General features: G+C 62.5%; 23 protein-coding genes. 5 read left to right on the top strand and 18 right to left on the bottom strand.

Features of this window, described 5'->3' with window-relative positions; genetic code table 11:
* Positions 1 to 31 precede the first annotated feature (31 nt).
* Genes JHX88_RS02250 through JHX88_RS02240 form a run of 3 tightly spaced genes read left to right on the top strand, consistent with a single transcriptional unit; the run spans position 32 to position 2992 of the window.
* On the top strand, positions 32 to 847 hold the full coding sequence (locus JHX88_RS02250; protein ID WP_076522607.1) for an NAD-dependent epimerase/dehydratase family protein: 816 nt from the start codon (positions 32 to 34) through the stop codon (positions 845 to 847).
* Positions 847 to 2052 (top strand): NAD(P)/FAD-dependent oxidoreductase, encoded by a 1206-nt coding sequence (locus JHX88_RS02245; RefSeq protein WP_076522606.1) that lies wholly within the window; start codon positions 847 to 849, stop codon positions 2050 to 2052. Before JHX88_RS02250 ends, JHX88_RS02245 begins: the two co-directional genes overlap by 1 nt.
* Before the next feature lie 28 nt (positions 2053 to 2080).
* Positions 2081 to 2992: a LysR substrate-binding domain-containing protein gene (locus tag JHX88_RS02240; protein WP_076522605.1), complete on the top strand. Its 912-nt coding sequence runs from the start codon at positions 2081 to 2083 to the stop codon at positions 2990 to 2992.
* A gap of 12 nt (positions 2993 to 3004) precedes the next feature.
* Here JHX88_RS02240 and JHX88_RS02235 read toward each other — a convergent pair whose 3' ends face one another.
* From JHX88_RS02235 to phnG, 8 genes are read right to left on the bottom strand one after another with little or no spacing between them, the layout of a single operon-like run.
* On the bottom strand, positions 3005 to 4135 hold the full coding sequence (locus tag JHX88_RS02235) for an alpha-D-ribose 1-methylphosphonate 5-triphosphate diphosphatase (RefSeq protein ID WP_076522604.1): 1131 nt from the start codon (positions 4133 to 4135) through the stop codon (positions 3005 to 3007).
* Positions 4132 to 4662, bottom strand: a complete 531-nt coding sequence (gene phnN, locus JHX88_RS02230) for a phosphonate metabolism protein/1,5-bisphosphokinase (PRPP-forming) PhnN (RefSeq protein ID WP_076522603.1) — start codon at positions 4660 to 4662, stop codon at positions 4132 to 4134. Before phnN ends, JHX88_RS02235 begins: the two co-directional genes overlap by 4 nt.
* Positions 4659 to 5342, bottom strand: coding sequence for a phosphonate C-P lyase system protein PhnL (gene phnL, locus JHX88_RS02225; RefSeq protein ID WP_076522602.1), 684 nt, complete (start codon positions 5340 to 5342; stop codon positions 4659 to 4661). Before phnL ends, phnN begins: the two co-directional genes overlap by 4 nt.
* 2 nt (positions 5343 to 5344) lie before the next feature.
* Positions 5345 to 6199: a phosphonate C-P lyase system protein PhnK gene (gene phnK, locus JHX88_RS02220; RefSeq protein WP_084202737.1), complete on the bottom strand. Its 855-nt coding sequence runs from the start codon at positions 6197 to 6199 to the stop codon at positions 5345 to 5347.
* Complete coding sequence (locus JHX88_RS02215; protein ID WP_076522601.1) at positions 6199 to 7038, bottom strand: alpha-D-ribose 1-methylphosphonate 5-phosphate C-P-lyase PhnJ; 840 nt, start codon at positions 7036 to 7038, stop codon at positions 6199 to 6201. The genes phnK and JHX88_RS02215 overlap by 1 nt, the downstream gene beginning before the upstream one ends.
* Complete coding sequence (locus tag JHX88_RS02210; RefSeq protein ID WP_076522600.1) at positions 7035 to 8126, bottom strand: carbon-phosphorus lyase complex subunit; 1092 nt, start codon at positions 8124 to 8126, stop codon at positions 7035 to 7037. The genes JHX88_RS02215 and JHX88_RS02210 overlap by 4 nt, the downstream gene beginning before the upstream one ends.
* Positions 8126 to 8689 (bottom strand): phosphonate C-P lyase system protein PhnH, encoded by a 564-nt coding sequence (phnH, locus tag JHX88_RS02205; RefSeq protein ID WP_076522599.1) that lies wholly within the window; start codon positions 8687 to 8689, stop codon positions 8126 to 8128. The genes JHX88_RS02210 and phnH overlap by 1 nt, the downstream gene beginning before the upstream one ends.
* On the bottom strand, positions 8686 to 9135 hold the full coding sequence (gene phnG / locus JHX88_RS02200; RefSeq protein ID WP_076522598.1) for a phosphonate C-P lyase system protein PhnG: 450 nt from the start codon (positions 9133 to 9135) through the stop codon (positions 8686 to 8688). Before phnG ends, phnH begins: the two co-directional genes overlap by 4 nt.
* Positions 9136 to 9224: 89 nt before the next feature.
* Between phnG and phnF the strand changes: the two genes are divergently transcribed.
* Positions 9225 to 9929, top strand: a complete 705-nt coding sequence (gene phnF / locus JHX88_RS02195; RefSeq protein WP_076522597.1) for a phosphonate metabolism transcriptional regulator PhnF — start codon at positions 9225 to 9227, stop codon at positions 9927 to 9929.
* Here phnF and JHX88_RS02190 read toward each other — a convergent pair.
* The 10 genes from JHX88_RS02190 to JHX88_RS02145 all read right to left on the bottom strand — a co-directional run bounded on the left by JHX88_RS02190 (position 9914) and on the right by JHX88_RS02145 (position 20612).
* Positions 9914 to 10534: an LbetaH domain-containing protein gene (locus JHX88_RS02190; RefSeq protein ID WP_076522596.1), complete on the bottom strand. Its 621-nt coding sequence runs from the start codon at positions 10532 to 10534 to the stop codon at positions 9914 to 9916. The two genes, phnF and JHX88_RS02190, sit on opposite strands and share 16 nt — an antisense overlap.
* A gap of 2 nt (positions 10535 to 10536) precedes the next feature.
* Positions 10537 to 11853 carry a phosphonate ABC transporter, permease protein PhnE gene (gene phnE / locus JHX88_RS02185; RefSeq protein WP_076522595.1) on the bottom strand — a complete coding sequence of 439 codons (1317 nt, stop codon included), beginning with the start codon at positions 11851 to 11853 and terminating at the stop codon, positions 10537 to 10539.
* Complete coding sequence (gene phnE / locus JHX88_RS02180) at positions 11850 to 12728, bottom strand: phosphonate ABC transporter, permease protein PhnE (protein WP_076522594.1); 879 nt, start codon at positions 12726 to 12728, stop codon at positions 11850 to 11852. The genes phnE (JHX88_RS02185) and phnE (JHX88_RS02180) overlap by 4 nt, the downstream gene beginning before the upstream one ends.
* Before the next feature lie 65 nt (positions 12729 to 12793).
* Positions 12794 to 13708, bottom strand: a complete 915-nt coding sequence (phnD, locus tag JHX88_RS02175; protein WP_076522593.1) for a phosphonate ABC transporter substrate-binding protein — start codon at positions 13706 to 13708, stop codon at positions 12794 to 12796.
* A gap of 22 nt (positions 13709 to 13730) precedes the next feature.
* Entirely contained in the window at positions 13731 to 14555 is an 825-nt protein-coding gene (phnC, locus tag JHX88_RS02170) for a phosphonate ABC transporter ATP-binding protein (protein WP_076522592.1), read from the bottom strand.
* Positions 14556 to 14679: 124 nt separating this feature from the next.
* Entirely contained in the window at positions 14680 to 16368 is a 1689-nt protein-coding gene (locus tag JHX88_RS02165; RefSeq protein WP_076522591.1) for a thiamine pyrophosphate-requiring protein, read from the bottom strand.
* A 37-nt stretch (positions 16369 to 16405) separates the two neighbouring features.
* Positions 16406 to 17854 carry an aldehyde dehydrogenase gene (locus JHX88_RS02160; protein ID WP_076522590.1) on the bottom strand — a complete coding sequence of 483 codons (1449 nt, stop codon included), beginning with the start codon at positions 17852 to 17854 and terminating at the stop codon, positions 16406 to 16408.
* Positions 17855 to 17886: 32 nt separating this feature from the next.
* A complete protein-coding gene (locus tag JHX88_RS02155) occupies positions 17887 to 19098 on the bottom strand; it encodes an NAD(P)/FAD-dependent oxidoreductase (RefSeq protein ID WP_076522589.1) in 1212 nt (403 codons plus the stop codon).
* 3 nt (positions 19099 to 19101) lie between these two features.
* A complete protein-coding gene (locus JHX88_RS02150) occupies positions 19102 to 19425 on the bottom strand; it encodes a 2Fe-2S iron-sulfur cluster-binding protein (RefSeq protein WP_076522588.1) in 324 nt (107 codons plus the stop codon).
* 11 nt (positions 19426 to 19436) lie between these two features.
* On the bottom strand, positions 19437 to 20612 hold the full coding sequence (locus JHX88_RS02145) for a cytochrome P450 (RefSeq protein ID WP_076522587.1): 1176 nt from the start codon (positions 20610 to 20612) through the stop codon (positions 19437 to 19439).
* Between the two features lie 149 nt (positions 20613 to 20761).
* Here JHX88_RS02145 and JHX88_RS02140 point away from each other — a divergent pair, with 149 nt between their 5' ends.
* Positions 20762 to 21694, top strand: a complete 933-nt coding sequence (locus tag JHX88_RS02140; protein ID WP_076522586.1) for a LysR family transcriptional regulator — start codon at positions 20762 to 20764, stop codon at positions 21692 to 21694.
* Positions 21695 to 21722: the final 28 nt, after the last annotated feature.

Here is a 21722-nt window from a genome sequence, read left to right as displayed (position 1 = left end):
TCATCGAACTCGAACAGAAGAGGCAACAGATATGGCGAAACCCTTTAACCGCATCCTGATCACCGGCGCGGCTGGCGATCTTGGCAGTAAGCTGCGCAAGGGACTGGCACCGCTGGCCAATCACATCCGGCTGGCCGACCGGACCCCGATCAACGATCTGCAGGATCACGAGGAAGGACTGGTCTTCGACCTGTCCGATGAAGCCGCCACCATCGAGGCCACACGCGATGTCGATGCCATCGTCCATTTCGGCGGCGCCTCGCGCGAGCGGGTTTGGAACGACGTGCTCGATTCCACCATCCGCGGCAGCTATCACATTTATGAGGGCGCGCGGAAACATGGCGTCAAGCGCGTGGTCTATGCGTCGTCGGTCCACGCCATCGGCTATCACAAGCTGGAATCGCATATCGATACCGAAGCGCCGGTGCGCCCTGACAGCCTGTACGGCGTGTCGAAATGCTTCGTCGAGGCGCTGAGCAGCCTTTACTGGGACAAATACGGCATCGAAACCGCTTGCCTGCGCATCTTCTCATCCTTCCCCGAGCCTGCCGACCGCCGGATGCTGTGGTCGTGGCTCAGCTACGACGATTGCGTGCGGCTTGTCAGTGCCAGCCTGACCGCCTCACATGTCGGTCACAGCATCAGCTTCGGCCTGTCCGACAACCGCGAAAAGCCGGTCGACAATTCAAAGGCCGGGCATCTGGGCTATGTCCCGCAGGACAGCGCCGACCCCTACCGCGCGCAGGTCGAAGAAAAGACCGAACCGCTCGACCCCAAGGCGGCAACGACCCGGCACTTGGGCGGTTGGTTCGTGGAGCTGGGTCATCCCGATGACGAGGGGTCCTGATGCAGGACAGCTATGACGTGGTCATTGTCGGCGGGGCCGTTATCGGCTCGGCCGTCGCTTACTACCTGACTGCAAATCCGGATTTCACCGGTTCGGTGTTGGTCGTCGAGCGCGACCCCACCTATGCGACCGCCTCGACATCCTTGTCCTCTTCCTCGATCCGCACGCAATTCTCGAACCCGATCAATGTCAGGATCAGCCAGTACGGCTCGGAAGTGATCCGCAGTTTCGCCGAGATGATGGCGGTCGGGGACGATCGGCCCGATCTGAATTTCCATCCCGGCGGATATCTGTTTCTGGCCAGCACCCCCGAAGGTGCCCGGACCCTGCGCGAGAACCACGAGGTTCAGCGGACCTGCGGTGCGGATGTCGTTTTGTGGACACCAGATGAACTGGCCCATGCCTTCCCGCATCTGCGCGTGGACGATATCCTGCTGGCCTCTTACGGGCGGTCGGGTGAGGGTTGGTTCAACAACACCGGGCTGATGCAGGGCTTCAAGGCCAAGGCGCGCGTGCAAGGTACGGAATACGCGACTGATGAGGTGGTGGCCATCGCCTCGGACGCTGGCAGGGCCAATTCGGTCACGCTGAAGTCGGGGCGCAAGATCGATGCGGGCTGGATCGTCAACGCCTCGGGCCCGCGGGCGGCACTGACGGCGCGAATGGCCGGGCTGGACATACCGGTCGAACCACGCAAGCGCACCTCCTTCGTTTTCGACTGCGCCCGCTCACCCGAGGGCAGTGCCCGGGTCAACGACGGGCGTCTGCCACTGATGATCGATATCTCGGGCACCTATTGTCGTCCCGAGGGCAGGTTCTTTCTGACCGGTTGCCCTCCGCGCGATGATGTGGCGGTCGATTGGGACGATTTCGAGCCGCAATACGACCTGTTCGAAGAGATGATCTGGCCCGCACTCGCCGCACGCTCCGAATCCTTCGAGGCGATCAAGGTCGTCAACCAATGGGCAGGTCATTACGCCTTCAATACCCTCGACCATAACATGGTGGTAGGGCCGCATCCCGAAATGTCCAATTTCATCTTTGCCAACGGGTTCTCGGGCCACGGGCTGCAGCAGGCCCCGGCCACTGGGCGTGGCGTGTCGGAACTGATCACCTATGGTGAATTCCGCGCGCTCGACCTGTCCGAGTTGGGCTTCGAACGTATCGTCGAAAACCGTCCCTTCCTTGAAAAGGCCGTCATCTGATCGAATCCGCCATGACCGAGACCGCGATATGACTCGCCTGCCACCGCTAAACGCGCTGCGCGCCTTTTGGGCAGTGATGCGCAAGGGCAATTTCCGGGCGGCAGCGGCAGAGCTTCTGGTGAGCCCGCAAGCGGTCAGCCAGCAGATCCGGCTTCTGGAGGATACGTTGGACGTTACCCTGTTCGAGCGCAGGGGCCGCAAGGTCGAACCCACAGAACGCGCGATCCTGCTGTCGCATTTCGTGCAGGCCGGGTTCGACGAATTCACCGAAGGCATCCAGCGGGTCACCAACTCTGCCCATCGCCATCGCATCAATATCAATGTCAGTCCCTATTTCGCGACCCGCTATCTGGTCGAACGGCTGGAGCGTTTCCGCGACAGGCATTCGGGCGCCGATCTTCGGCTGACAACCATGATCGAGCTACCCGATTTCACGAGCGACGAGGTGGATGTGGCAATCCAATGGGGCTTCGGTCAGTGGACGGATTTCGAAACCGCATTGCTGATTTCAGATCCCAAGATCATTTGCTGTGCACCCGAACTGGCCAAGCATATCAGGACACCGGAGGATCTGACCCGTCACAGGCTGCTGCATCCGATCCTTGCACAGGATCTATGGGCACGGGTGCTAAGGCATCTGGGGTTGGAGCCGCATGATGCCGCAAGCGAAATCCAGTTTCAGGACGCAGCCACAATGCGTCGCGGCACGATCTCGGGAATCGGGGTCGGATTGATTTCCCGCATCGATGCGGAAGAGGATCTGAAGGCCGGAACGCTGGTCGCTCCGCTTGGCACGAACGCGCTGATCGATATGGACGCGACGGATATCCCGGGTTTTTACCTGATCCTGCCTCGCGCCCATCGCAGGATCGGCATCGTCGCAAGCTTCTGTGACTGGATCACATCCGAAAACTGGAACGATTTTCCACAGGCGCGGTGATCCGCAGCGCGATCAGCCGAGCTGCACCCCCTTGACCCAAACGCCGGTCAACCGTGCGGTCCGGTCCAGGTCGGTCAGCCGGATCAGGTCGGCGCGCAGGCCCGGCTCGATCCTGCCCCGGTCGGTCAGCCCGGTCGCCCGCGCCGGAGCATCGGTGACGGTCGCGAAGGCGCGCGGCAAATCCTGCCAGAAACGCGCCAGATGGCAGGCACCCAGCAGCAGGCTGGAGGGGATATAATCCGAGGACAGGATATCCAGCAGGCCAATGCCCGCCAAATCCTCTGCCGCGACATTGCCGGAATGCGAGCCGCCACGGATCAGGTTCGGCCCGCCCATCATCACGGCAATCCCATGATCACGGCAGGCACGGGCGGCCTCTTCGGTCGTCGGGAATTCGGCCAGCTGGATGCCATAGCCAGCGCTGGCCGCGACCTGTTCAGCCGTCGTATCGTCATGGCTGGCGAGCGTAGCGCCTATCCTTGCCGCCGCCGCAACGGCACCGGCCTCATGCGCCTCGCCATATCTGTCACGAAGGGCCCGCAGCCGCGCGACATGCTCGGCAAATTCCGCATCGCTGAGCCCCTTCTTGCCCTGCACATATTGTGCCAGTTTCGTCAGATCACGGAATTGCCGCTGGCCGGGCGTATGATCCATCAGGCTGACCAGCCGCACCCGGTCATCGGGGCCGAACTCGGCCAGTTCATCCAGCAGGGTTTCGCTGCAAACCTCGGACCGCAGATGAATCCAATGGCTGATCCGCGTGCGGCCTGCAGCGCTGAGCGCGTTGATCTCGCTGACCAGGGGGCGGGCATATTTCGTGTAGCCCGCACCGTCCTGTGGGATCGACCCCACGCGGACGGCATCCAGCACCGTGGTGATCCCGGCAGAGGCCAACTCGCCGTCATGCGCGAAGATCGCCGCGGAATGCGGCCAGAAAACACCGGGGCGCGGCTGGATATGGCGCTCGAGATTATCGGTATGCAACTCGACCAGCCCCGGCGCGATATGCGCGCCCTCGCAATCCGCCGCACCCACGGAGACCGCGCCACCCTCGGTTATACCGGCGATGATCCCGTTCTCGACATGGATTGCCCCGCGCATGACGCGGTCGGGCAGGATCAGTTCAGCATTGGCCAGGATCATGGAATCAGCACCTCGTCCAGCGCGGCGATAAAGGCTGCGGTCGCGTCCTCGAGATCACCGGAGTTATCGATATATGTGACAGGCAGATCGCCCGGATGGAACCCCGCTTCACGCTTGATGCGCGACCGGATCTGTTCGGCCCCTTCGCGACCGCGACCGGCAAGACGCGTGGCGAGCACCTCGGGTGCGGCACCGATATGGATGACCGATAGACCGGGAAAGACTTTGGCCGCGCGGGCCAGAACCCCCCGCGACAGGTTCACGAGCCAAAGCCCGTCTTCCGCGATATGCGGAACACCATAACTCAATCCATGAGCCTGCCAGTCCAGTGCGAAACGGCCCTCGCCCTGCATCCGCTCGAACTCTGCTGATGAAACTCCGTCAAAATCCTCACCCCCCGATTCAGCCGGGCGGGTGATGACACGGCGTACAAGCCGCAGATCCGGTCGCCGTTCGGCCGCGCGGATCATCAGCGTGTCCTTGCCCGCCCCCGACGGCCCAACCACCGCCACAACCCGGGCGGTCATGCCACCCGCCCCGGAATGAAGCCCCCGACATCGACCTGCCGGTCGCACAGACGCTCGCGCGCAGCCTCGTCGTGGAAGATGCCAAGGATCGCGGCACCGCGCATCTTCGCCTCCTCGATCAGCCTCATGACGGTTTCGCGGTTGGCGGTATCAAGGCTGGCTGTCGGCTCGTCCAGCAAAAGCGCCGGGTAAGGATGAATGAAACCACGGGCGATATTCACCCTCTGCTGCTCACCACCCGAGAAGGTCGTCGGCGACAGCCCCCACAGGTTCTCGCCGATATTCAGGCGCGACAGTAGTTCCGCTGCCCGCGCCTCAGCCTCATCCTCTGCGACCCCGAGCGCCAGCAAGGGTTCGGCCACGACACGCAGGGTCGGGACACGGGGGACGACCCGCAGGAACTGGCTGACATAGCCAAGCGTCGAACGGCGCAGCGCGATGATCCGGCGCGGCTCCGCCCCCGATATCTCGGCATCGCCCACCCTGATCATGCCGTGATCGGTACGGTAATTGCCCCAGATCATCCGCATCAGGGTGGATTTTCCCGCGCCCGAGGCCCCGGTCAGTGCCACGCATTCGCCCTTTGCCACGGTCAGCGAGGCCCCCTCCATCACCCGCAACACGGTGCTGCCTTGATTATGGAGGGTGAACTCCTTGGCTACATTCTGCACTTCGATCATTGTCACACCTGCAATACGGATGAGACCAGCAGCTGAGTATAGCCGTGCTGCGGATCGTCCAGAACCTGGTCGGTCAGGCCGGTCTCCACCACCCGGCCGTCCTTCATCACGATCAGCCTATCCGCCAGCAGGCGTACCACCGCCAGATCATGCGTAACCAGCACCGCTGACAATCCCATATCACGGACCAGCCCGCGCAGCAGGTCCAGCAGGCGCGCCTGAACGCTGACATCCAGCCCTCCGGTCGGTTCGTCCATGAAGGCCAGCCGCGGCCCGCTGACCAGGTTGCGCGCGATCTGCAGCCGCTGCTGCATCCCGCCCGAGAATTGCCGCGGGCGGTCGTCGATGCGGGTGACGTCAATCTCCACCCGCCTCAACCAGTCAGAGGCAGCCTCGCGAATGCGCCCGTAATGCCGCGCCCCCGTCGCCATCATCCGCTCGCCGACATTCCCGCCGGCACTGACCCCCATGCGCAACCCGTCCCTTGGGTTCTGGTGAACGAAGGCCCAATCAGTCCGTGCCAGGTGGCGGCGCTGAGACTCGCTCATCCGCAAGGTGTCAACCAAACCATGATCCCGCGTGTCGAACAGAACCTCGCCCGCATCCGGAAGAAGCTGCCCCGAAAGACAACCCAGCAGCGTCGATTTCCCCGACCCGCTCTCGCCGACAACGCCCAGCACTTCGCCCGGCCACAGGTCGAAACTGATATCGTCGCAGCCGATCCGCGCGCCGTATCGCTTTGTCACCGAGCGCACGCTCAACAGGGAGCTGTCGGGATCTAGGTATTTGGGCAAAGAAGAAGCATGAACTTCTTCTTCACGAAAAATATCCCCGCCGGAGGCATCCAGCAGTGCCATCACGCACCTCCTTTCGCATTCTGAGCGCAATAATCGGTATCCGAGCAAACGAACATCCGCCCGCCCGCATCGTCGGTGATCACCTCGTCCAGATAGCTGGAGGTCGATCCGCAGATCGCGCAGTCATGATCGGCTTTCGAGGCTGTGAAAGGATAATCCTCGAAATCCAAACTCCGGACGCTTGTGTAGGGCGGCAGCGCATAGATGCGCTGTTCCCGGCCCGCGCCGAAAAGCTGGATCGCGGGGCAGTCATCCAGCTTGGGATTGTCGAATTTCGGGATCGGAGACGGATCCATGACATAACGGCCCGCAACCTCGACCGGATAGGCATAGGAGGTGGCGATTTCCCCGTGCCGGGCGATATCCTCGTAAAGCCTCACTTGCATCAGCCCGTAATCGGCCAGGGCATGAATCCGCCGGGTCTCTGTCTCCCTTGGCTCAAGAAAGCGCATGGGTTCGGGGATCGGCACCTGATAGACAAGGATTTGATCCTCGGCCAGCGGCGTTTCCGGGATGCGGTGGCGCGTCTGGATCATCGTGGCGTCAGGTGTGCGCTCGGTGGTCGCCACCCCGGCGGTTCGCTGAAAGAACTTGCGGATGCTGACGGCATTGGTCGTGTCATCGGCGCCTTGGTCGATGACCTTCAGCACATCCTCGGGCGTCAGCACCGCCGCCGTGACCTGCACACCGCCGGTGCCCCAACCATAGGGCATCGGCATTTCGCGACTGGCGAATGGCACCTGATAGCCCGGCACGGCGATGCCCTTGAGGATGGCGCGGCGGATCATCCGCTTGGTATCCTCGTCGAGATAGGCGAAGTTGTAGGCTCGGTCGGTCATGCGGCGTCCTCTTCCTGATCGGTCAGACCCGCGCGAAGACGGCGCACCAGTTCCAGTTCAGCCTGAAAATCGACGTAATGCGGCAGCTTGATATGTTCGAGGAAACCCGTCGCCTGGATATTGTCGCAATGCGACAGCACGAATTCCTGGTCCTGCGCCGGAGCGCCCTGATCCTCTTCGCCCAGTTCCTCCCATCTCAGCGCCCGGTCCACCAGCGCCATGGCCAGCGCCTTGCGTTCGGTCTGACCGAAGGTGAGGCCATAGCCGCGGGTGAACTGCGCTGGCTCCGTGCGCGAGCCCTTGAACTGGTTCACCGTCTCGCATTCGGTCACCTCTATCTCGCCGATCTCGATGGAAAGGCCCAGTTCGGGGATATCCATCTCGACCGCGACCATGCCGATGCGCAACTCTCCCACGAAGGCATGGTTGCGGGCATAGCCCCGCTGCGTCGAATAGGCGAGGCCGAGCAGAAACCCCTCGTCGCCGCGGGCGAGTGCCTGCAGGCGGAGGGCACGGTCAGCGGGCAGTTCCATCGGCTCGCGGGTGAGGTCGGCGGGCAAGGTTTCGTCAGGTGCCGCATCCTCGATCAAACCATCGCGATTCAAAAAGGACAGCACATGCGGGGTTGCGGCGGGTTCGGCTTCCCCGCTTGCCGCCGGCGGTTCCGTCGGCAACTCCCCATCCGCCATCAACCGGAAATCCAGCAGCCGGTGTGTATAGTCGAAGGTCGGGCCGAGGATCTGCCCACCCGGAGCGTCCTTGAAAGTGGCCGAAACGCGGCGTTTGACCCTCATTTCCGCTGTGTCTATCGGGTTTGACGCACCGAAACGCGGCAGGGTGGTGCGATAGGCGCGGATCAGGAAAACCGCCTCGATGAGATCGCCGCAGGCCTGCTTGATCGCCAGCGCGGCAAGATCGGGATCGTAGAGCGATCCTTCGGCCATCACTCGCGTGACGGCAAGGCTCATCTGGTCACGGATCTGCGCGGTGTCCAGGACAGGCTGGTCGGCGGGGCCGCGACGGCTGCGGTCCAGCCAGGCATGGGCGGCGTCGATGGCGCGCTCGCCTCCTTTGACGGCGACATACATCAGCGAATCTCCGTGGATCTTGGCAGGGCGGCAATGCGCTGGTCAGAGGTCAGAATCGCGTCCCACCCCAGTGGAAACAGCGCGTGATTGGCGGCGAAGGCCTGCGGCTCCGGCAATGCCAGCGTGGCGGTGTCGCGGATGCCGGGACCAGTCAAACGGGACGGCGCCGCATCAAAATCATGACCGTCCACGATCAGCGTCGCAGCACGGTCGGGATATTCCGGCGTACCGATGCCGAAGCGGTCGATCGGCCGCAGCGCCGCCCATTCGCCAAGCGCGAAGGCGGCATCCTCGGCCGCAACCAGGGGCGAGGCGCAATGAAACGCGATCCAGTCCCGAAGCACCGGGCTGTCATGTGCCCCGGCCAGATGCAGCGGCGTCGTCCGGTCGCAAAGCGTCAACAGAACCGTCGCGGCAGCAGGCGATATCGGCGCCGGACCAGAGACAGCCCCTAGAGTAGAGATCGTGCCTGGACGAGCCATGACGCTCAGGATGGCGCGGAAAGCATGGGCGCCATCGCGCGCCGCGTCTCTGAACCCGCCTGATAGATTCTGCGCGGTCATTCGTCCTCTCCCCGAACCAGAGTGAAGAATTCGACGCGGGTCGCGGCGGCTTCCGTGGCAATGGCCTTGCGCCGGGCAGCCTCCTCATCACGTAACGGAGCGAGTATTCGTGCCTCGATCCCTGCGGTGTCCTGTTGTGTCATTGCGTCAATCAGTGCCGCCCGCAGCGCGTGGCCTTTGTCGCGGCCCTGCACATAGCCATGCCCGACCTCGCCCGAGGGCAGTCGGATACTGGCGCGGGTGACGGTCTTTTCGCCGAGATTGAACGGCGCACCGGTTCCCCCCGCGCGCCCGCGGACCATGACGGCGCCGATTTCGGGCGCGCGAAGCAGATCATGCTCGGGCAATTCGGGGAGCAACTGCGCCAACCGCTCGGACGGGGCGCGGGCCAGCAGGCCAAGCACCTCCTTGCGGACCGGATCGGGGGTGGTTTCAGGGCGTGACATGTCTTGCCTCATGTCCTATACAACTAGACATCTAGTAGCTGATCGCGGACCGCGCGACAATCCGGAAAACATGAATTTTTGGTGACGGAATGAGCCTGTGGCAAAGCATCGCCGACAATCTGCGGGCCGAAATCGCCCGCGGATTATGGCCACCGGGAACAAAACTGCCCGCAGAGGCAGAGCTTGCGGCGCGGTTCGGCGTGAACCGCCATACCTTGCGTCACGCGACGAAGGTGCTGGCGGATGAGGGTCTGCTCTATTCGCGGCGCGGCGCGGGGGTTTTCGTGGCGGCAAGCCCGGTCGATTACCCACTGGGAGACCGGGTGCGTTTTCATCGCAATATCGAGTTGGCGGGAAAAGTGCCCGGCCGGGTTCTGGACGCGGTTATGACACGTCCTTCGGATGCGGCCGAGGCCTCTGCCCTCGGGCTGTCGACCGGCGACAAGGTGCATGTGGCCGAAGGGGTCTCGATGGTGGACTTCAGGCCGGTTGCACTGTTCCGCACGGTGTTCCCCGCCGACTGGTTGCCGGACCTGCCCGCCGCGCTGCGCGAGAGGAAATCGGTCACGGCGGCACTGTCGGCATGCGGAATCGACGATTATCGGCGCATCTCGACCCGTGTGACCGCCAGGATCGCAGATGCGACGCAGGCCGTGAAACTGCAGATCGATCCGGGTGAGCCCTTGCTGCGAACTGAAGCAATCAGCGAATCGCAGGGGCGACCGGTCGAGCATGGTCTGACATGGTGGGCAGCCGAGCGGGTGACGCTGACCCTGCCTCACGACATTTCATAGCGGTCGAGAAACACCTCGACCGGCAATTGACGGAAATCGGGCAATGCCCGGCGCAGGCGGTCGTGATCCCAATCCCACCAGCCAAGGCGTGCCAACCTTGCGCCGATCCCGGGGGCAAAACGGGGCCGCAATTCGCGCGCCGGGCAGCCGACGACGATCATCCAGTCCGGGACATCCCTGGTCACCACCGCCCCTGCCGCGACGATGGCGCCGTTGCCGATGGTGACTTCGGGCTTGATGATGGCTCCGTGGCCGATCCATGTGTCATGGCCGATCACCGTGCGTCGAGAGGCACGGGCGGCAAAGAAATCGGGATCGGCTTCAGCATCGTCCCAGTAATATTCCGACCGGTAGAGGAAATGATGCAGGCTGGCCGTGGTCATCGGGTGATCGGTCGGCCCGATACGCGTCATCGCCGCGATATTGGCGAATTTCCCGATGCTGGTATTCGCGATGTCCGACAGCCGGTCGCAATAGCTGTAATCCCCGAATTCCGAATGCAGCACCCGCGCCCCCGCACCGACCTCGCAATAGCGGCCGAATTGCGAGTTGACGATTTCGGTGTCCTCATGGAGAAGCGGTGCATCCGGTGAAAGTTTCGGCATGTTCAGCCCCGGATCAACCGCGCCCGGATACGACCGGACAGCCAATCCATAAGGATCACCATCAGTACGATCAGCACGATGTAATAGGTCACGTGCTCCCAATCCTTCTGGGTCTGCATCGCCTGCATCAGGAGCAACCCGATCCCGCCTCCGGTGATGGCGCCGATGATCGTGGCGCTGCGGGTATTGGACTCCAGGTAATAGAGTAGTTGCGACAGGATCACCGGAGCGATCTGTGGGATGACCGCCCATCGGATGCGCGGCAGGGGACCAGCCCCGGTCGAACGCAGCCCTTCGACAGGCTTTTCATCAATATTCTCAAGCGCCTCGGAAAACAGCTTGCCGAATGTGCCGGTCTCGGTTAGCAGCATGGCAAGGCTGCCGGTCAGCGGTCCGGGTCCGAAGGCGCGCGACAGAATAATCGTCCAGATCAGTGCATCGACTCCGCGCAGAAAGTCGAAAAACCGCCGGAAAGCCTGCCGCACGATCCGCATGGGTGCGAAATTCGACGCGGCCATGAAGGCCAGCGGCAGGGAAATCAGGCCCGCCCCGAATGTGCCCAGAAAGGCCATCAGGATCGTTTCAAAGATCGCCCATGCGACATCGCCATGATGCCAGATGCTGTTGCGCCAGAAATCCCGCGCCATCCCCGCTATGTTCGAGCGCTCCGGGTCCAGCCTTTCACCACTGACCGCCAGGCCCACCAGTTCGGTAAGGGATCTGCCGTGGAATGGGCTGGAGAGATCGAAGAAGAACAGTTCCCATCCGGGCTGACGGCGAAACACCTCGCTGCGGGAACGGGTGACGGTCAGCCGCGCTCCCCCCGGCAGATCTGCACTGAAACGCTTGTCCGAGATGCTGAAGCCTTCGGGTGGGTTGGGAATATCGGTCTCAATCCCGTCGGAGACAGGCCGAATGTCATAGCTTGCTTCGGAGGTGGTCAAGGTGACCAGACCATCCCCGGCGAAGGTGACGGAGTTGTCCCGCGGCAATGCAATCTCGCGTCCGCCATCGGGGCGAACGGTTATCCAGTCGGGCTCGTCATCAGCGGAAAAGGTCGCGTTTCGCATCCCCTCGACTGAGGCCTCTATACCGCCATCGGTGCGATTGTTCCGGGTGACATGGATCTTGTAGGACCAGAAATCCTGCAACAGCGCCGCGCCATTGTCCCACCGCGCGCGCCCGGCCAGCCCGGCAATGTCAAAGGCGACCGCCACATAAAGCAGATATGCCAGCACCACAGCAGGCACCGCCAGCGAGAACAATCTCTTGCGCCCGATCAGCCGATGCGCGGGATGGGCCTCCAGAACCGCCATCATATCCGTCCTCCGGCTTCGCCACGCTCTTGCCCGCGCACCAGATGCTCGCGCGCCATCGATGTCAGCTGATCGAAGAACACGATGGTCGCGAAGAGCAGGATGAAGATGGCCGCCGCCGCGTCATAACGGCCCTGCCCCCAGCTTATGGCGTTGCGCAACTCATAGCCGATGCCGCCTGCCCCGACGAAACCGAGGATGGCGCTGGCACGGATGTTGATCTCGAAGCGCAGCATGGCATAACTGGCCCAGTTCGGGGCGACCTGCGGGATGATGCCGAACCAGACCCGTTGCAGCCAGCTTGCACCGACGGATTCCAATCCTTCGACCGGCTGAAGGCTGGCGTTTTCCGCCACTTCCGAGAACAGCTTGCCCAAGGCGCCCACGGTATGGAACCCGATGGCCAAGGCGGCGGGAACCGGGCCGCCGCCAAGAATGAAAATCAGCACCAGCGCGATCACCAGCTCTGGTACCGCGCGGGCGATATCCAGCAGCCGCCTGAACAACGGCACAAGCCGCGGCCATGGTGCCAATCCCCGCGTGGACAGAAGCGCCATGATCCCGCCCCCGATAGCCCCCATCAGGGTTGCGACGGCAGCGATGTTCAAAGTCTCGACCAATGCGGGCAGGGCCGACCAGATCAGACTGGGCAGATTGCCCGCCTTGCTTGCCGCCTCGGCGATCAGTTCCGAGGGAAAATCGAAGACCTGCGACAGTCCTTCCCAGAACCCTCCGGCGTTGCGACTGTCGGCAAGACGGAAACCCGAAATCATCAGCAGGGCGAAAATCGCCCAGAGCAGGGCACCATAGCTGCGGCGGCGCGATAATTGCCCGCGATAGGCAGCGGCGATGGCGGCAGTACTGTCAGTGGATGTCATCCGGGAGCCTTCATCGAATGGAAAAAGGCGCGAAGCGTCTCGCTCCGCGCCAACCGGTGAAGCGATCAGCTATCCTTGCCCTGCTCGCGCTCGCGGATCTTGATGATGGTCTTGTAGGCGTCATGCGTGACCGGATCGAATCCGGCGGTTTCGCCGCTTGCGACGCCATAGGCGCATTCCGGATCGGTGTCGATCATACCGGCCAGCAATGCGGTGAACTCGTCCTTGACCTCTTGCGGCAGCGCCTTGCGCACAACCATCGGACCTTCTGGGATCGGGTCGGATTTCCAGATCTCGACCAATTCGTTCATGTCCACGATACCCGAGTCGACAGCCTTGCGCAGCGCACCCGAGTTATAGCCGTCTTCCCAATCGCCGAGTCCGTCGGCCCAGGTCACGCCGGCATCGATATCGCCATTGCTGACCGCAACAATGGTCTGTTCATGTCCGCCGGTGAACTTGATTTCGGCGAAATACTCGCCCGGTTCGACCGAATAGCCGGCATCCGGCATCTCTACCGACGGAATCAGATAGCCCGAGGTCGAATTCGGGTCACCGAAACCGAGAACCTTGTCCTTCATGTCGTCCATTGATGCAATGCCGCTGTCCTTGCGGGCAAAACCGATGGAATGATAGGTCGAGGCACCGTCCAGATTGGTCTTGACCAGTATCGGCTCGACCGCTTCGGGATCGGTCAGATAGACCTTGGCATAGCCCGAAGCGCCAAGGATCGCCGCGTCCAGCGAACCGCCCAGAAGTCCCTGGATCACACCGTCATAATCGGCCGGGGTGAACAGCTTGACCGGCACGCCCAGTGCTTCCTCGGTTGCGACACGCAGGCATTCGTTATTGGTCATGCGCTCCTGCGCATTTTCTCCGCCGAGAACACCGATATTGAACTCGGAAATTTCCTGCGCGGCGGCCAGATGCGGCGTGGCCAGCGCCGTGGTCAGGGCCAGAAGGGTCAGGCAGCGTGTCATGTGTCTCTCCATGTGTTGAAAGTCAGTCCGCCAGCAGCCGCTCGGCATATTCCTTGTCGGCGGGGGCAGGCACATCGATGGCGGTCGAGGTGGTGCCTTCGCTGAACTCGGCCCCGGCGCCATAGATGTCGCGGGCGGCGCCGGTAGTCAGCTGAGCGGGGGTGCCGTCAAAGACGATCCGGCCCTTGCGCATCCCGATCACCCGGTCGCAATAGCGCCGCGCAGTATCCAGCGTGTGCAGGTTGGCGATGACGGTCCGGCCATCCTCGTCGTGAATGCGGCGCAAACTGTCCATGACGATCTGCGCATTCATCGGATCGAGACTGGCGATCGGCTCATCGGCCAGGATGATCTTGGGGTCCTGCATCAGCGCCCGGGCAATCGCCACGCGCTGTTGCTGCCCGCCTGACAGGGCCACGGCGCGCTTGGTGGCCTGTTCGGCGATGCCCAACCGGTCAAGGATCGACACGGCGCGGTCGATATCAACAGGCGACCAGATATTCAGCAAGGTCGAGGCCAGCCCGCGCTTGTTCAGCAGTCCATGCAACACGTTGCTGACGACATCGAGCCGTGGCACCAGGTTGAACTGCTGGAAAATCATCGCGCAATCGGCCTGCCAGGACCGCTTCTCACGTCCGCGCAAGGTCAGAATATCGCGTCCATCGATCACGAGGCTGCCTTCGCTGGCATCGGTCAGCCGGTTGATCATTCGCAGCAGGGTGGATTTCCCCGCCCCGGAACTGCCGATGACACCGATCATCATTGGTCGATCTATGGTGAAGCTGACGGAATCCACGGCCCGCGTGGTGCCGAATATCCGGGTGATCTGTTGCGCCTCGATCCGCATTCCCGCTCCTGCCAAGTGGTCGGCGCAGCAATGGCGGGAATGCGTGACAGGTCGCTGACAGAAAGATCACGGTTTGATGAAGCTTCGGTCGGTCGCCCCTGCTATCCGCATCGCGGAGACCTTTTCAATCGCGCAAAATGCTTGCCTCGATCAGTGCGAGGCCCCGGTCAGCACGGACATGCTCGACTGCCTCGATCAGTGCCGCGCGAAAGCCATCATGATCGGACACCTTTCGCGCCCATGCCCCGCAAGCCTCGGCGACCGCTGCATAATCGGCCGATGGCGAAAGGTCGGTCAGCGGCATCTGGTTGGTTCTGGCGGCGAAACCCTGTGGGTAAAGCTGTTCGACCGAGGCCCGCACCGCGCCCCATTCGGAATTGTTGAGCACGATGACGAGCACCGAAATTCCCAGTGCCGTGGCGACCTGATGGCAGGCCACCGGATTGGCGAACATGTACGAGCCATCGCCCGTCGTCGAAATGACCAGCCGTTCGGGCATCGCCAGCTTGTAGCCCATGCTCGCGGGCAGACCGAAACCAAGACCGCCGGAATGCGGGCTTTCATACCAGGCATGAGGCGTTTTCAGCCGCATATCCGGGAACCGCGCGCCGAGTTCACCGAATATCGTGCCGTCCTCCCGTTCCGCCAGCGCCGCGACTTCGCCACTGATCCAGCGTTTGGTCAGATGCGGACCCTTGGCGTCCTTTTGCCGCGCCTCGTCACGCTCGGCCCAGCTTGCCGCGTTTCTTTCGGCGATTGCCGCGAAACGTTCGCTGCGCGATCCGGGATCGAGACCTGCCATAGCATCGGCCAATGCCAGGACATTGTCACCCAGATCACCGGGCAAGGACAGGTCCGAACGGAAATTCCGTATCGGCGTCTGCGCGAATAGCGGATCCTGCCCCAACTGGATGACCGTGGCGTCGGGCCTTGGTGCGTGCCGCTCGGGCTGCCAGGGGGCGAGGCTGTCCAGAACCAGGACGACATCCGCCTCGGCCAGCCAGGGGCCGGGATCATGTCCGGTCGCCATGGGGTGATCCGTGGGGATCGCCACCTGCAATGCCCAATACTGACAAACCGGGATCGCCCAGTCCTCGGCAAGTTTCGTCAGCGCCGCAAATGCCTGGGCGGAACCCGCCCCCCGCTGCGCAAAGATCACCGGAGATTTCGCAGCAGCCAGTGCTTTCGCCGCCATCGCGATGTCTTCGGGATGCGCCATGGAGCGGGCAGGCCGCATTGCAGCGGGCTCTTGCGGAAGGGAAACCGGCTCGCACAATACCTCGCGCGGGAGCGAGATATAGACCGGACCGCGCGGCACCGAACAAGCGATGCCATGGGCACGGTCGGTCAGTTCCGCCACCTGCTCGGGAAAGCGCAACTCGTAATCCCATTTGCAGGCCTCGCGGACCAGCGCATGCTGATCCAGCATTTCCTGCCCCCAGCCAATCGGCACCGTGCGCGCGCCGAAACGGCCCTTCTCGGTGGTTGGCGTCCGCCCCGAGAACAACAGCATCGGCACATTATCCGCACGCGCATTGATCGCCCCGATGGCGGCATTGGCGAGTCCGACATTGGTATGCACCATCACCGCCTGCGGCTTGCCGGTTGCCAGCGTATAGCCATGGGCCATCGCCATGGCGGCGCCTTCATGCGGGACCGTTACCGCCTTGGGCAGGGGCATGTCCTTGGCCGCCGCCTCGGCCAATCCCTCGATGATCGGCGGAAAATCCGTGCCCGAATTGGCAAAGATATAGTCGACACCGAGGCTTCCCAACCTCGCCGCCAAAGCCGCACCGGCGCTTGTTTCGACCATCTGCGGCCTCCTTGTCGTTGATCGGCCCCGCTGACGCTCAGATCGGGTAATGCTGGGCGGGGTCCTCGATGCTGATCCACCGCAACTCGGTGAACTCGGCGATCCCCGCATCACCACCGAAACGGCCATAGCCCGAGTGCTTGACGCCGCCGAAGGGCATTTGCGGTTCGTCGAACACCGTGGGGCCGTTGATATGGCAGATGCCGCTTTCGATACGCTGCGCAACCTCCATCGCCCGGCGCAGATCCTGCCCGAACACGCCGGCGGTCAGGCCGTATTCGGTGTCGTTGGCGATCTCGACCGCATGATCGGTATCCCGTGCCCGAATGACGGCAGTGACCGGACCAAAGCTTTCCTCGCCATAGATCCGCATCTTGGGCGTCACATGATCCACGATGGTCGGCACCATGATCGCGCCCTCTGCCGGAACATCGCCACCAACGGCGATCGTCGCGCCCTTCGCCCGCGCATCTTCGATCAGTTCCGCAACATGGTCCACCGTATCGCGATCCACGCAGGCGGCGATGTGGACCTGCTCTGCGGGATTGCCGGTTTTCAATTCAGCCGTTTTCGCCACGAGAGCCGCAACGAATTCATCCGCCACCTTTTGGTCCACGATCAGCTTTTCCGTCGACATACAGATCTGACCCTGATTCATGAAAGCACCGAATTTTGCCGCGTTCACCGCCCCGTCGATATCGGCATCATCCAGCACGACAAGCGGTGATTTTCCGCCAAGCTCCAGCAGGCAGGGCTTGAGATGCTTCGCCGCCCGCTCGGCGATGATCCTGCCGACGCGCGACGAGCCGGTAAAATTGATGCGCCGGGTCAAGGGATGATCGATCAGCGCATTCACAACCTCGGGCCCGTCCTTGGCGTCATGGGTGACGATGTTCAGCACCCCGTCGGGCAAGCCCGCCTCGCGCATCGCATCGCCCAGCATGCGATGGGTGCCGGGGCATTTCTCCGACGCTTTCATGACGACGGTATTGCCGCAGGCGATGGGCATGGCGAAACAGCGCACGCCAAGGATCTGCGCGGCATTCCATGGTGCCATACCTACCAGCACCCCTATAGGCTGACGATAACCCATCGCCAGCGACCCGGGCTTGTCCGAGGGGATGACCTCGCCCTTGATCTGCGTCGTGATAGCGGCAGCTTCACGCAGGATCTTTGCGGCGAACATCATGTTGAAGCTGTGCCAAGGCCCGCTACCACCCGTTTCGGCAATGCCGTGTTCGATGAAGCGCGGGGTCCATTCATCCAGGATATCGGCGGCCTTGTTCAGGATCTTGCGGCGCTCGGAAGGGCCGGTCTTCGACCATGTCTGGAACGCGGCAGCGGCCGATTGAACGGCCCTGTCGACATCCTCTGCCCGTGCCGCGCCCGCCGTGGTGGCAACCTTGCCATCGACCGGATTCACTCGCTCGAACGTCCCGCCACTCGCGGACACGTCCTTGTTATCAATCAGCAAACCATATTCCATCGCGTCATCCCTCCCCTTGCATTCCCGTTCGCTCAGGCCGCCGCCATGACCGCCTTGAGATCGTAACCCACAGCCTCCAGCACTTTTCGCGGAACTCGCCCCTCACTCGCCAGAAGCCTGCGCGCAGCCATATGTGCCCCGGCATTGCCAACCGTTTCAACTGCTGCGAGCCTGTCACCCGCGAAACAGAAAACCGCCAGCTTGCCATCGGCCTCGGCAACATGCCAGTCATCGGCATCCGGAGCATAGCCCGCGATCTGCAGCTTGCGATCACCCTGGTTGCTCCAGAACCAGGGGACCGCGCCATAGGGTTTGGGTCGGCCAACCAGTCTCGCCGCGATGGTCCGTGCGTGATCGGTTGCCGCCTGCACCGATTCCAGACGAGCCGCCACACCGCTGACCGGCTCGACAAAGCGGCAGCAATCGCCGAGCGCCGAAATATCCGGATCGGAACTGTGCAAGAGATCGTCCACGACAATACCGTCATCGGTGGTCAGACCGGCGTCCTCGGCAATCGAGTCATTTGCGATCACTCCGGCAGCAAGAACCACGGTATCGCCGGAGACTTCCGAACCGTCCCCAAGCCGCACCGCAAGCGAGCCTTTCGCATCGGTGACCGCCTCCGCGAACTGTCCAAGATGCACCGACGAACCCCAATCGCTATGCGCGTCCAGAAAATGCCGCGAAATCATGGGCGCGACCGCCCGGCCCATCAACCGATCCGCACCCTCGACGACAACCACCTCTATACCGCACGCCCGTGCCACAGCGGCGAATTCCAGCCCGATGAACCCGCCACCGATGACGACCACCCGGCGCATCTGCTCCACACGATCCCGCAAGGCCCTTGCGTCGGAAAGCGTCCGTAGCGCCAACACGTCGGGCCGATCCAGCCCAAGAATGGGTGGGATGCGATTCCTGCTACCCGTCGCCAGTACCAGATGGTCATAGGCGATGCGCGCGCCTTCCCCGGTCTCTACCTCCATCGCCGCCCGGTCGATGCCGGCCACGCGGGTCGAGCCGATGATCTCGATGCGCTGCTGCTCGTAGAAATCCGGCGCCCTCAGAAGCAGGCGCGCATCGTTGCCGTCCTTGAGATAGTCCTTGGAAAGCGGCGGGCGTTGATAGGGCAGCCCCGGCTCTTCCCCGATCAGTGTGATCCGCCCGGAAAATCCCTCTTGCCGCAAGCTGGCGGCGAGTTGAAAACCGCCCTGCCCCGTGCCGATGACGACGACGCGCTCCATGGCCTAGACCTGCCGCTCGGGCAAGCGGACCACCAGCCCGTCCATGTCCTCGGTGATCTTCACCTGGCAGGAGAGGCGGCTTGCATCGGTGATCTCGCAAGGAGAGAAATCCAGCATGTCGCGCTCGTCCTCATCGGCTGCGCCGGTCCTGTCCAGCCAATCGCCCTCGACATAGACATGACAGGTCGAGCACATCATCTCGCCGCCGCATTCCGCAAGGATTCCATCGACGTTATGGGCACGCGCAACCTGCATCAGGCTGTCGCCCGTCCCGGCATCCACTACCGTTTCAGCGCCGTCTGCCGCGATAAAGGTGATACGAGGCATCGTTCCGCTCCCTAGTTCAGGCGGACGGGCATGTTGATCGGACCGCGAAAGCCGAAACCCCTCCAGACCACGTCCCCGGGATTTTCAAGCCGCATGTTCGGGAAGCGCTCGAACAGGATCGGCAGCAGCAGCCTGCCGACCGTCATGCGCGCCATATGCGTTCCCATGCAATGATGCGGCCCGCTGCCAAAGCTTTGATGCGGCTGCGATTTGCGCAGGGCGTCATAAAGATGGCCATTCTCGTACAGATCCTCGTCGTGATTGGCCGATGCCTGGATGGTCATCACCACCGTTCCCTTGGGGATATCGCAACCGCGGATTTCTGTGTCCTCAAGCACCAGCCGCGAGCTGGCCTGGATCGGCGCAACCCAACGCACGCCTTCCTCGAATGCCCCCGACCAGTTGCCCGAAGCCGTGATGGCCTCCAACTGGTCGGGATTGCTCAGAAGCCCATAGACTATCGTCAGCAAGGCGTCGCGCGGTTCGTTGATGCCTCCGCCTATGGCAATCTTGATATTGGCAACGATCTGGCTCCACGGGATCGGATCCTCGGCGTTCAGCATCACCGACAGGGCGGACTGGTCCGGAGTGGCCTTCACCCGCTCCGCGTTTCCCTCGATGATCAGGTTCATCTCCCTGTTGGCGCGGGCAACCCGTTCGAAAGGCTCGTCGAACCAGCCGAAATTGCCCGCCCCGTCGATCAGCGCCTGACTCCAGAACTGCATCTGTTCGTCGCTCGCATCGGGGATGCCCATGCATTCGGCGAGTATCCGGGCGGCCAATGGGCCGGCAAGCGTCGGGAAAAGATCGACAACCTCGCCCTTAGGCAGGCGATCGAGATATTCCGCGGCGTAGCGTTCATACATCGGGCCCCAGATCGTCTTGAGATTCCGGGGCGAGAATGTCGGCATCATCGCGTTGCGTTCGCGCAGATGCTCCTCACCATCCTTGCGCATCAGCGTATGCGCCTCAAACGCCTTTTCCATCGGGGTCGTGGGATCGTTGGAACTGAACAGCGCCGGGTTGTCCTTGACCATCCGGCAATCCTCGGCCTTGGTCAGCATCGTGCGCTTGACGGAAGGCACCTGAACTACCGGCGTATTCGCCCGCATTTCCGCATAGACCGGGTATGGATCATCGATCAGCCGATGAACCGTCACGCTGTCATTTACTGGCGCCGTAGCCATTGCCGGTATCCTCCACCTTCTCCTCCGTCACGAGCCCTGCCCGAGTTTGGCCGACTATACGAGGGCGAACGACCATCAGACAATTGGATGGAATTGATTGGCACAATCAAAAATATGTATCATGGGTGATGAAAAGGAGGATCGCCTGCATGAAGAACTCGCTGCCCTTGGGCGTTGATTTCGCTGCGCTGCGAACGCTGCGGCTGGTCTTTGAGCTGCGGTCCTTCACGGCGGCGGCCACGGCCTTGGGCGTCAACCAGTCGGCGGTCAGCTACACGGTCGACAAGCTGCGCCGGATATTCAACGACCCGTTGTTCTTTCGCCTCGGCGGCAAGGTCGTCCCGACCGAGCGATGCGAACAGCTCGTTCAGCAAGCATCGGATATGCTGGACATGTTCGAGGCGATGATCTCGTCCGCCACTTTCGAGCCTGCCGAAGCGGACCAGACCCTGTCCATCGCCTGCAATCACTATGAACGGCTGGTCATCCTTCCGCAGGTGATCCGCGCGCTGCGCAAACAGGCGCCGGGGCTGCGCCTCGGGCAGGTCAATTCGACCAATCAGGGGCCGGATCTGCTCAAACGCGGGATTGCGGATGTGCTGATCGGGCCGATCAGGCCGGATGAGGACGGCTTCTATTGCCGCACGGTTCTGGCCGAGCGGTATTGCTGCATCATGGACCCGTCGAACCCGCTGGCTTCGGACAAGTTGACGAAAGACGCCTATACCGCGGCCAATCACCTGACCGTCAACTATGGCGGCGACTGGCGGTCGCGCTTCCTCGTCGATCTCGAGAATGACGGCCGGAAACTGAATGAAGTGATCCAGATCCCCAGCCCCGCAGGGCTCGATGAGTTGCTGCCGGGAACCGACCTGATCTCGACTCTTCCGGTACGGCTGGCGGAACCCATGGCCGACCGGTTGGCGTTGCGGCCCTGCCCCTATCCCGGGGAGTTCGAGATCCACATGGTCTGGACCGCGCGAACCCATCATTCCCCGATGTATGGCTGGTTCCGCGATCTGGTCGTTGATACCATACGCCGAACCGTGAGGCGGGAACCCGAGCCGGACTGCTTCATCTAAATTTTTGATGCAGGTCATGCACAGCGCC

It is taken from the genome of Paracoccus saliphilus (assembly GCF_028553805.1).
Classification (GTDB): domain Bacteria; phylum Pseudomonadota; class Alphaproteobacteria; order Rhodobacterales; family Rhodobacteraceae; genus Paracoccus; species Paracoccus saliphilus.
This window is presented reverse-complemented; position numbering and strand designations above follow the sequence as displayed.

What these genes read in the sequence shown, in the direction of transcription:
- JHX88_RS02250 (WP_076522607.1), top strand. Translation starts at nt 32, where the DNA reads ATGGCGAAACCCTTTAACCGCATCCTGATCACCGGCGCGGCTGGCGAT.
- JHX88_RS02245 (WP_076522606.1), top strand. Translation starts at nt 847, where the DNA reads ATGCAGGACAGCTATGACGTGGTCATTGTCGGCGGGGCCGTTATCGGC.
- JHX88_RS02240 (WP_076522605.1), top strand. Translation starts at nt 2,081, where the DNA reads ATGACTCGCCTGCCACCGCTAAACGCGCTGCGCGCCTTTTGGGCAGTG.
- JHX88_RS02235 (WP_076522604.1), bottom strand. Translation starts at nt 4,135, where the DNA reads ATGATCCTGGCCAATGCTGAACTGATCCTGCCCGACCGCGTCATGCGC.
- phnN (WP_076522603.1), bottom strand. Translation starts at nt 4,662, where the DNA reads ATGACCGCCCGGGTTGTGGCGGTGGTTGGGCCGTCGGGGGCGGGCAAG.
- phnL (WP_076522602.1), bottom strand. Translation starts at nt 5,342, where the DNA reads ATGATCGAAGTGCAGAATGTAGCCAAGGAGTTCACCCTCCATAATCAA.
- phnK (WP_084202737.1), bottom strand. Translation starts at nt 6,199, where the DNA reads ATGGCACTGCTGGATGCCTCCGGCGGGGATATTTTTCGTGAAGAAGAA.
- JHX88_RS02215 (WP_076522601.1), bottom strand. Translation starts at nt 7,038, where the DNA reads ATGACCGACCGAGCCTACAACTTCGCCTATCTCGACGAGGATACCAAG.
- JHX88_RS02210 (WP_076522600.1), bottom strand. Translation starts at nt 8,126, where the DNA reads ATGTATGTCGCCGTCAAAGGAGGCGAGCGCGCCATCGACGCCGCCCAT.
- phnH (WP_076522599.1), bottom strand. Translation starts at nt 8,689, where the DNA reads ATGACCGCGCAGAATCTATCAGGCGGGTTCAGAGACGCGGCGCGCGAT.
- phnG (WP_076522598.1), bottom strand. Translation starts at nt 9,135, where the DNA reads ATGTCACGCCCTGAAACCACCCCCGATCCGGTCCGCAAGGAGGTGCTT.
- phnF (WP_076522597.1), top strand. Translation starts at nt 9,225, where the DNA reads ATGAGCCTGTGGCAAAGCATCGCCGACAATCTGCGGGCCGAAATCGCC.
- JHX88_RS02190 (WP_076522596.1), bottom strand. Translation starts at nt 10,534, where the DNA reads ATGCCGAAACTTTCACCGGATGCACCGCTTCTCCATGAGGACACCGAA.
- phnE (WP_076522595.1), bottom strand. Translation starts at nt 11,853, where the DNA reads ATGATGGCGGTTCTGGAGGCCCATCCCGCGCATCGGCTGATCGGGCGC.
- phnE (WP_076522594.1), bottom strand. Translation starts at nt 12,728, where the DNA reads ATGACATCCACTGACAGTACTGCCGCCATCGCCGCTGCCTATCGCGGG.
- phnD (WP_076522593.1), bottom strand. Translation starts at nt 13,708, where the DNA reads ATGACACGCTGCCTGACCCTTCTGGCCCTGACCACGGCGCTGGCCACG.
- phnC (WP_076522592.1), bottom strand. Translation starts at nt 14,555, where the DNA reads ATGCGGATCGAGGCGCAACAGATCACCCGGATATTCGGCACCACGCGG.
- JHX88_RS02165 (WP_076522591.1), bottom strand. Translation starts at nt 16,368, where the DNA reads ATGGTCGAAACAAGCGCCGGTGCGGCTTTGGCGGCGAGGTTGGGAAGC.
- JHX88_RS02160 (WP_076522590.1), bottom strand. Translation starts at nt 17,854, where the DNA reads ATGGAATATGGTTTGCTGATTGATAACAAGGACGTGTCCGCGAGTGGC.
- JHX88_RS02155 (WP_076522589.1), bottom strand. Translation starts at nt 19,098, where the DNA reads ATGGAGCGCGTCGTCGTCATCGGCACGGGGCAGGGCGGTTTTCAACTC.
- JHX88_RS02150 (WP_076522588.1), bottom strand. Translation starts at nt 19,425, where the DNA reads ATGCCTCGTATCACCTTTATCGCGGCAGACGGCGCTGAAACGGTAGTG.
- JHX88_RS02145 (WP_076522587.1), bottom strand. Translation starts at nt 20,612, where the DNA reads ATGGCTACGGCGCCAGTAAATGACAGCGTGACGGTTCATCGGCTGATC.
- JHX88_RS02140 (WP_076522586.1), top strand. Translation starts at nt 20,762, where the DNA reads ATGAAGAACTCGCTGCCCTTGGGCGTTGATTTCGCTGCGCTGCGAACG.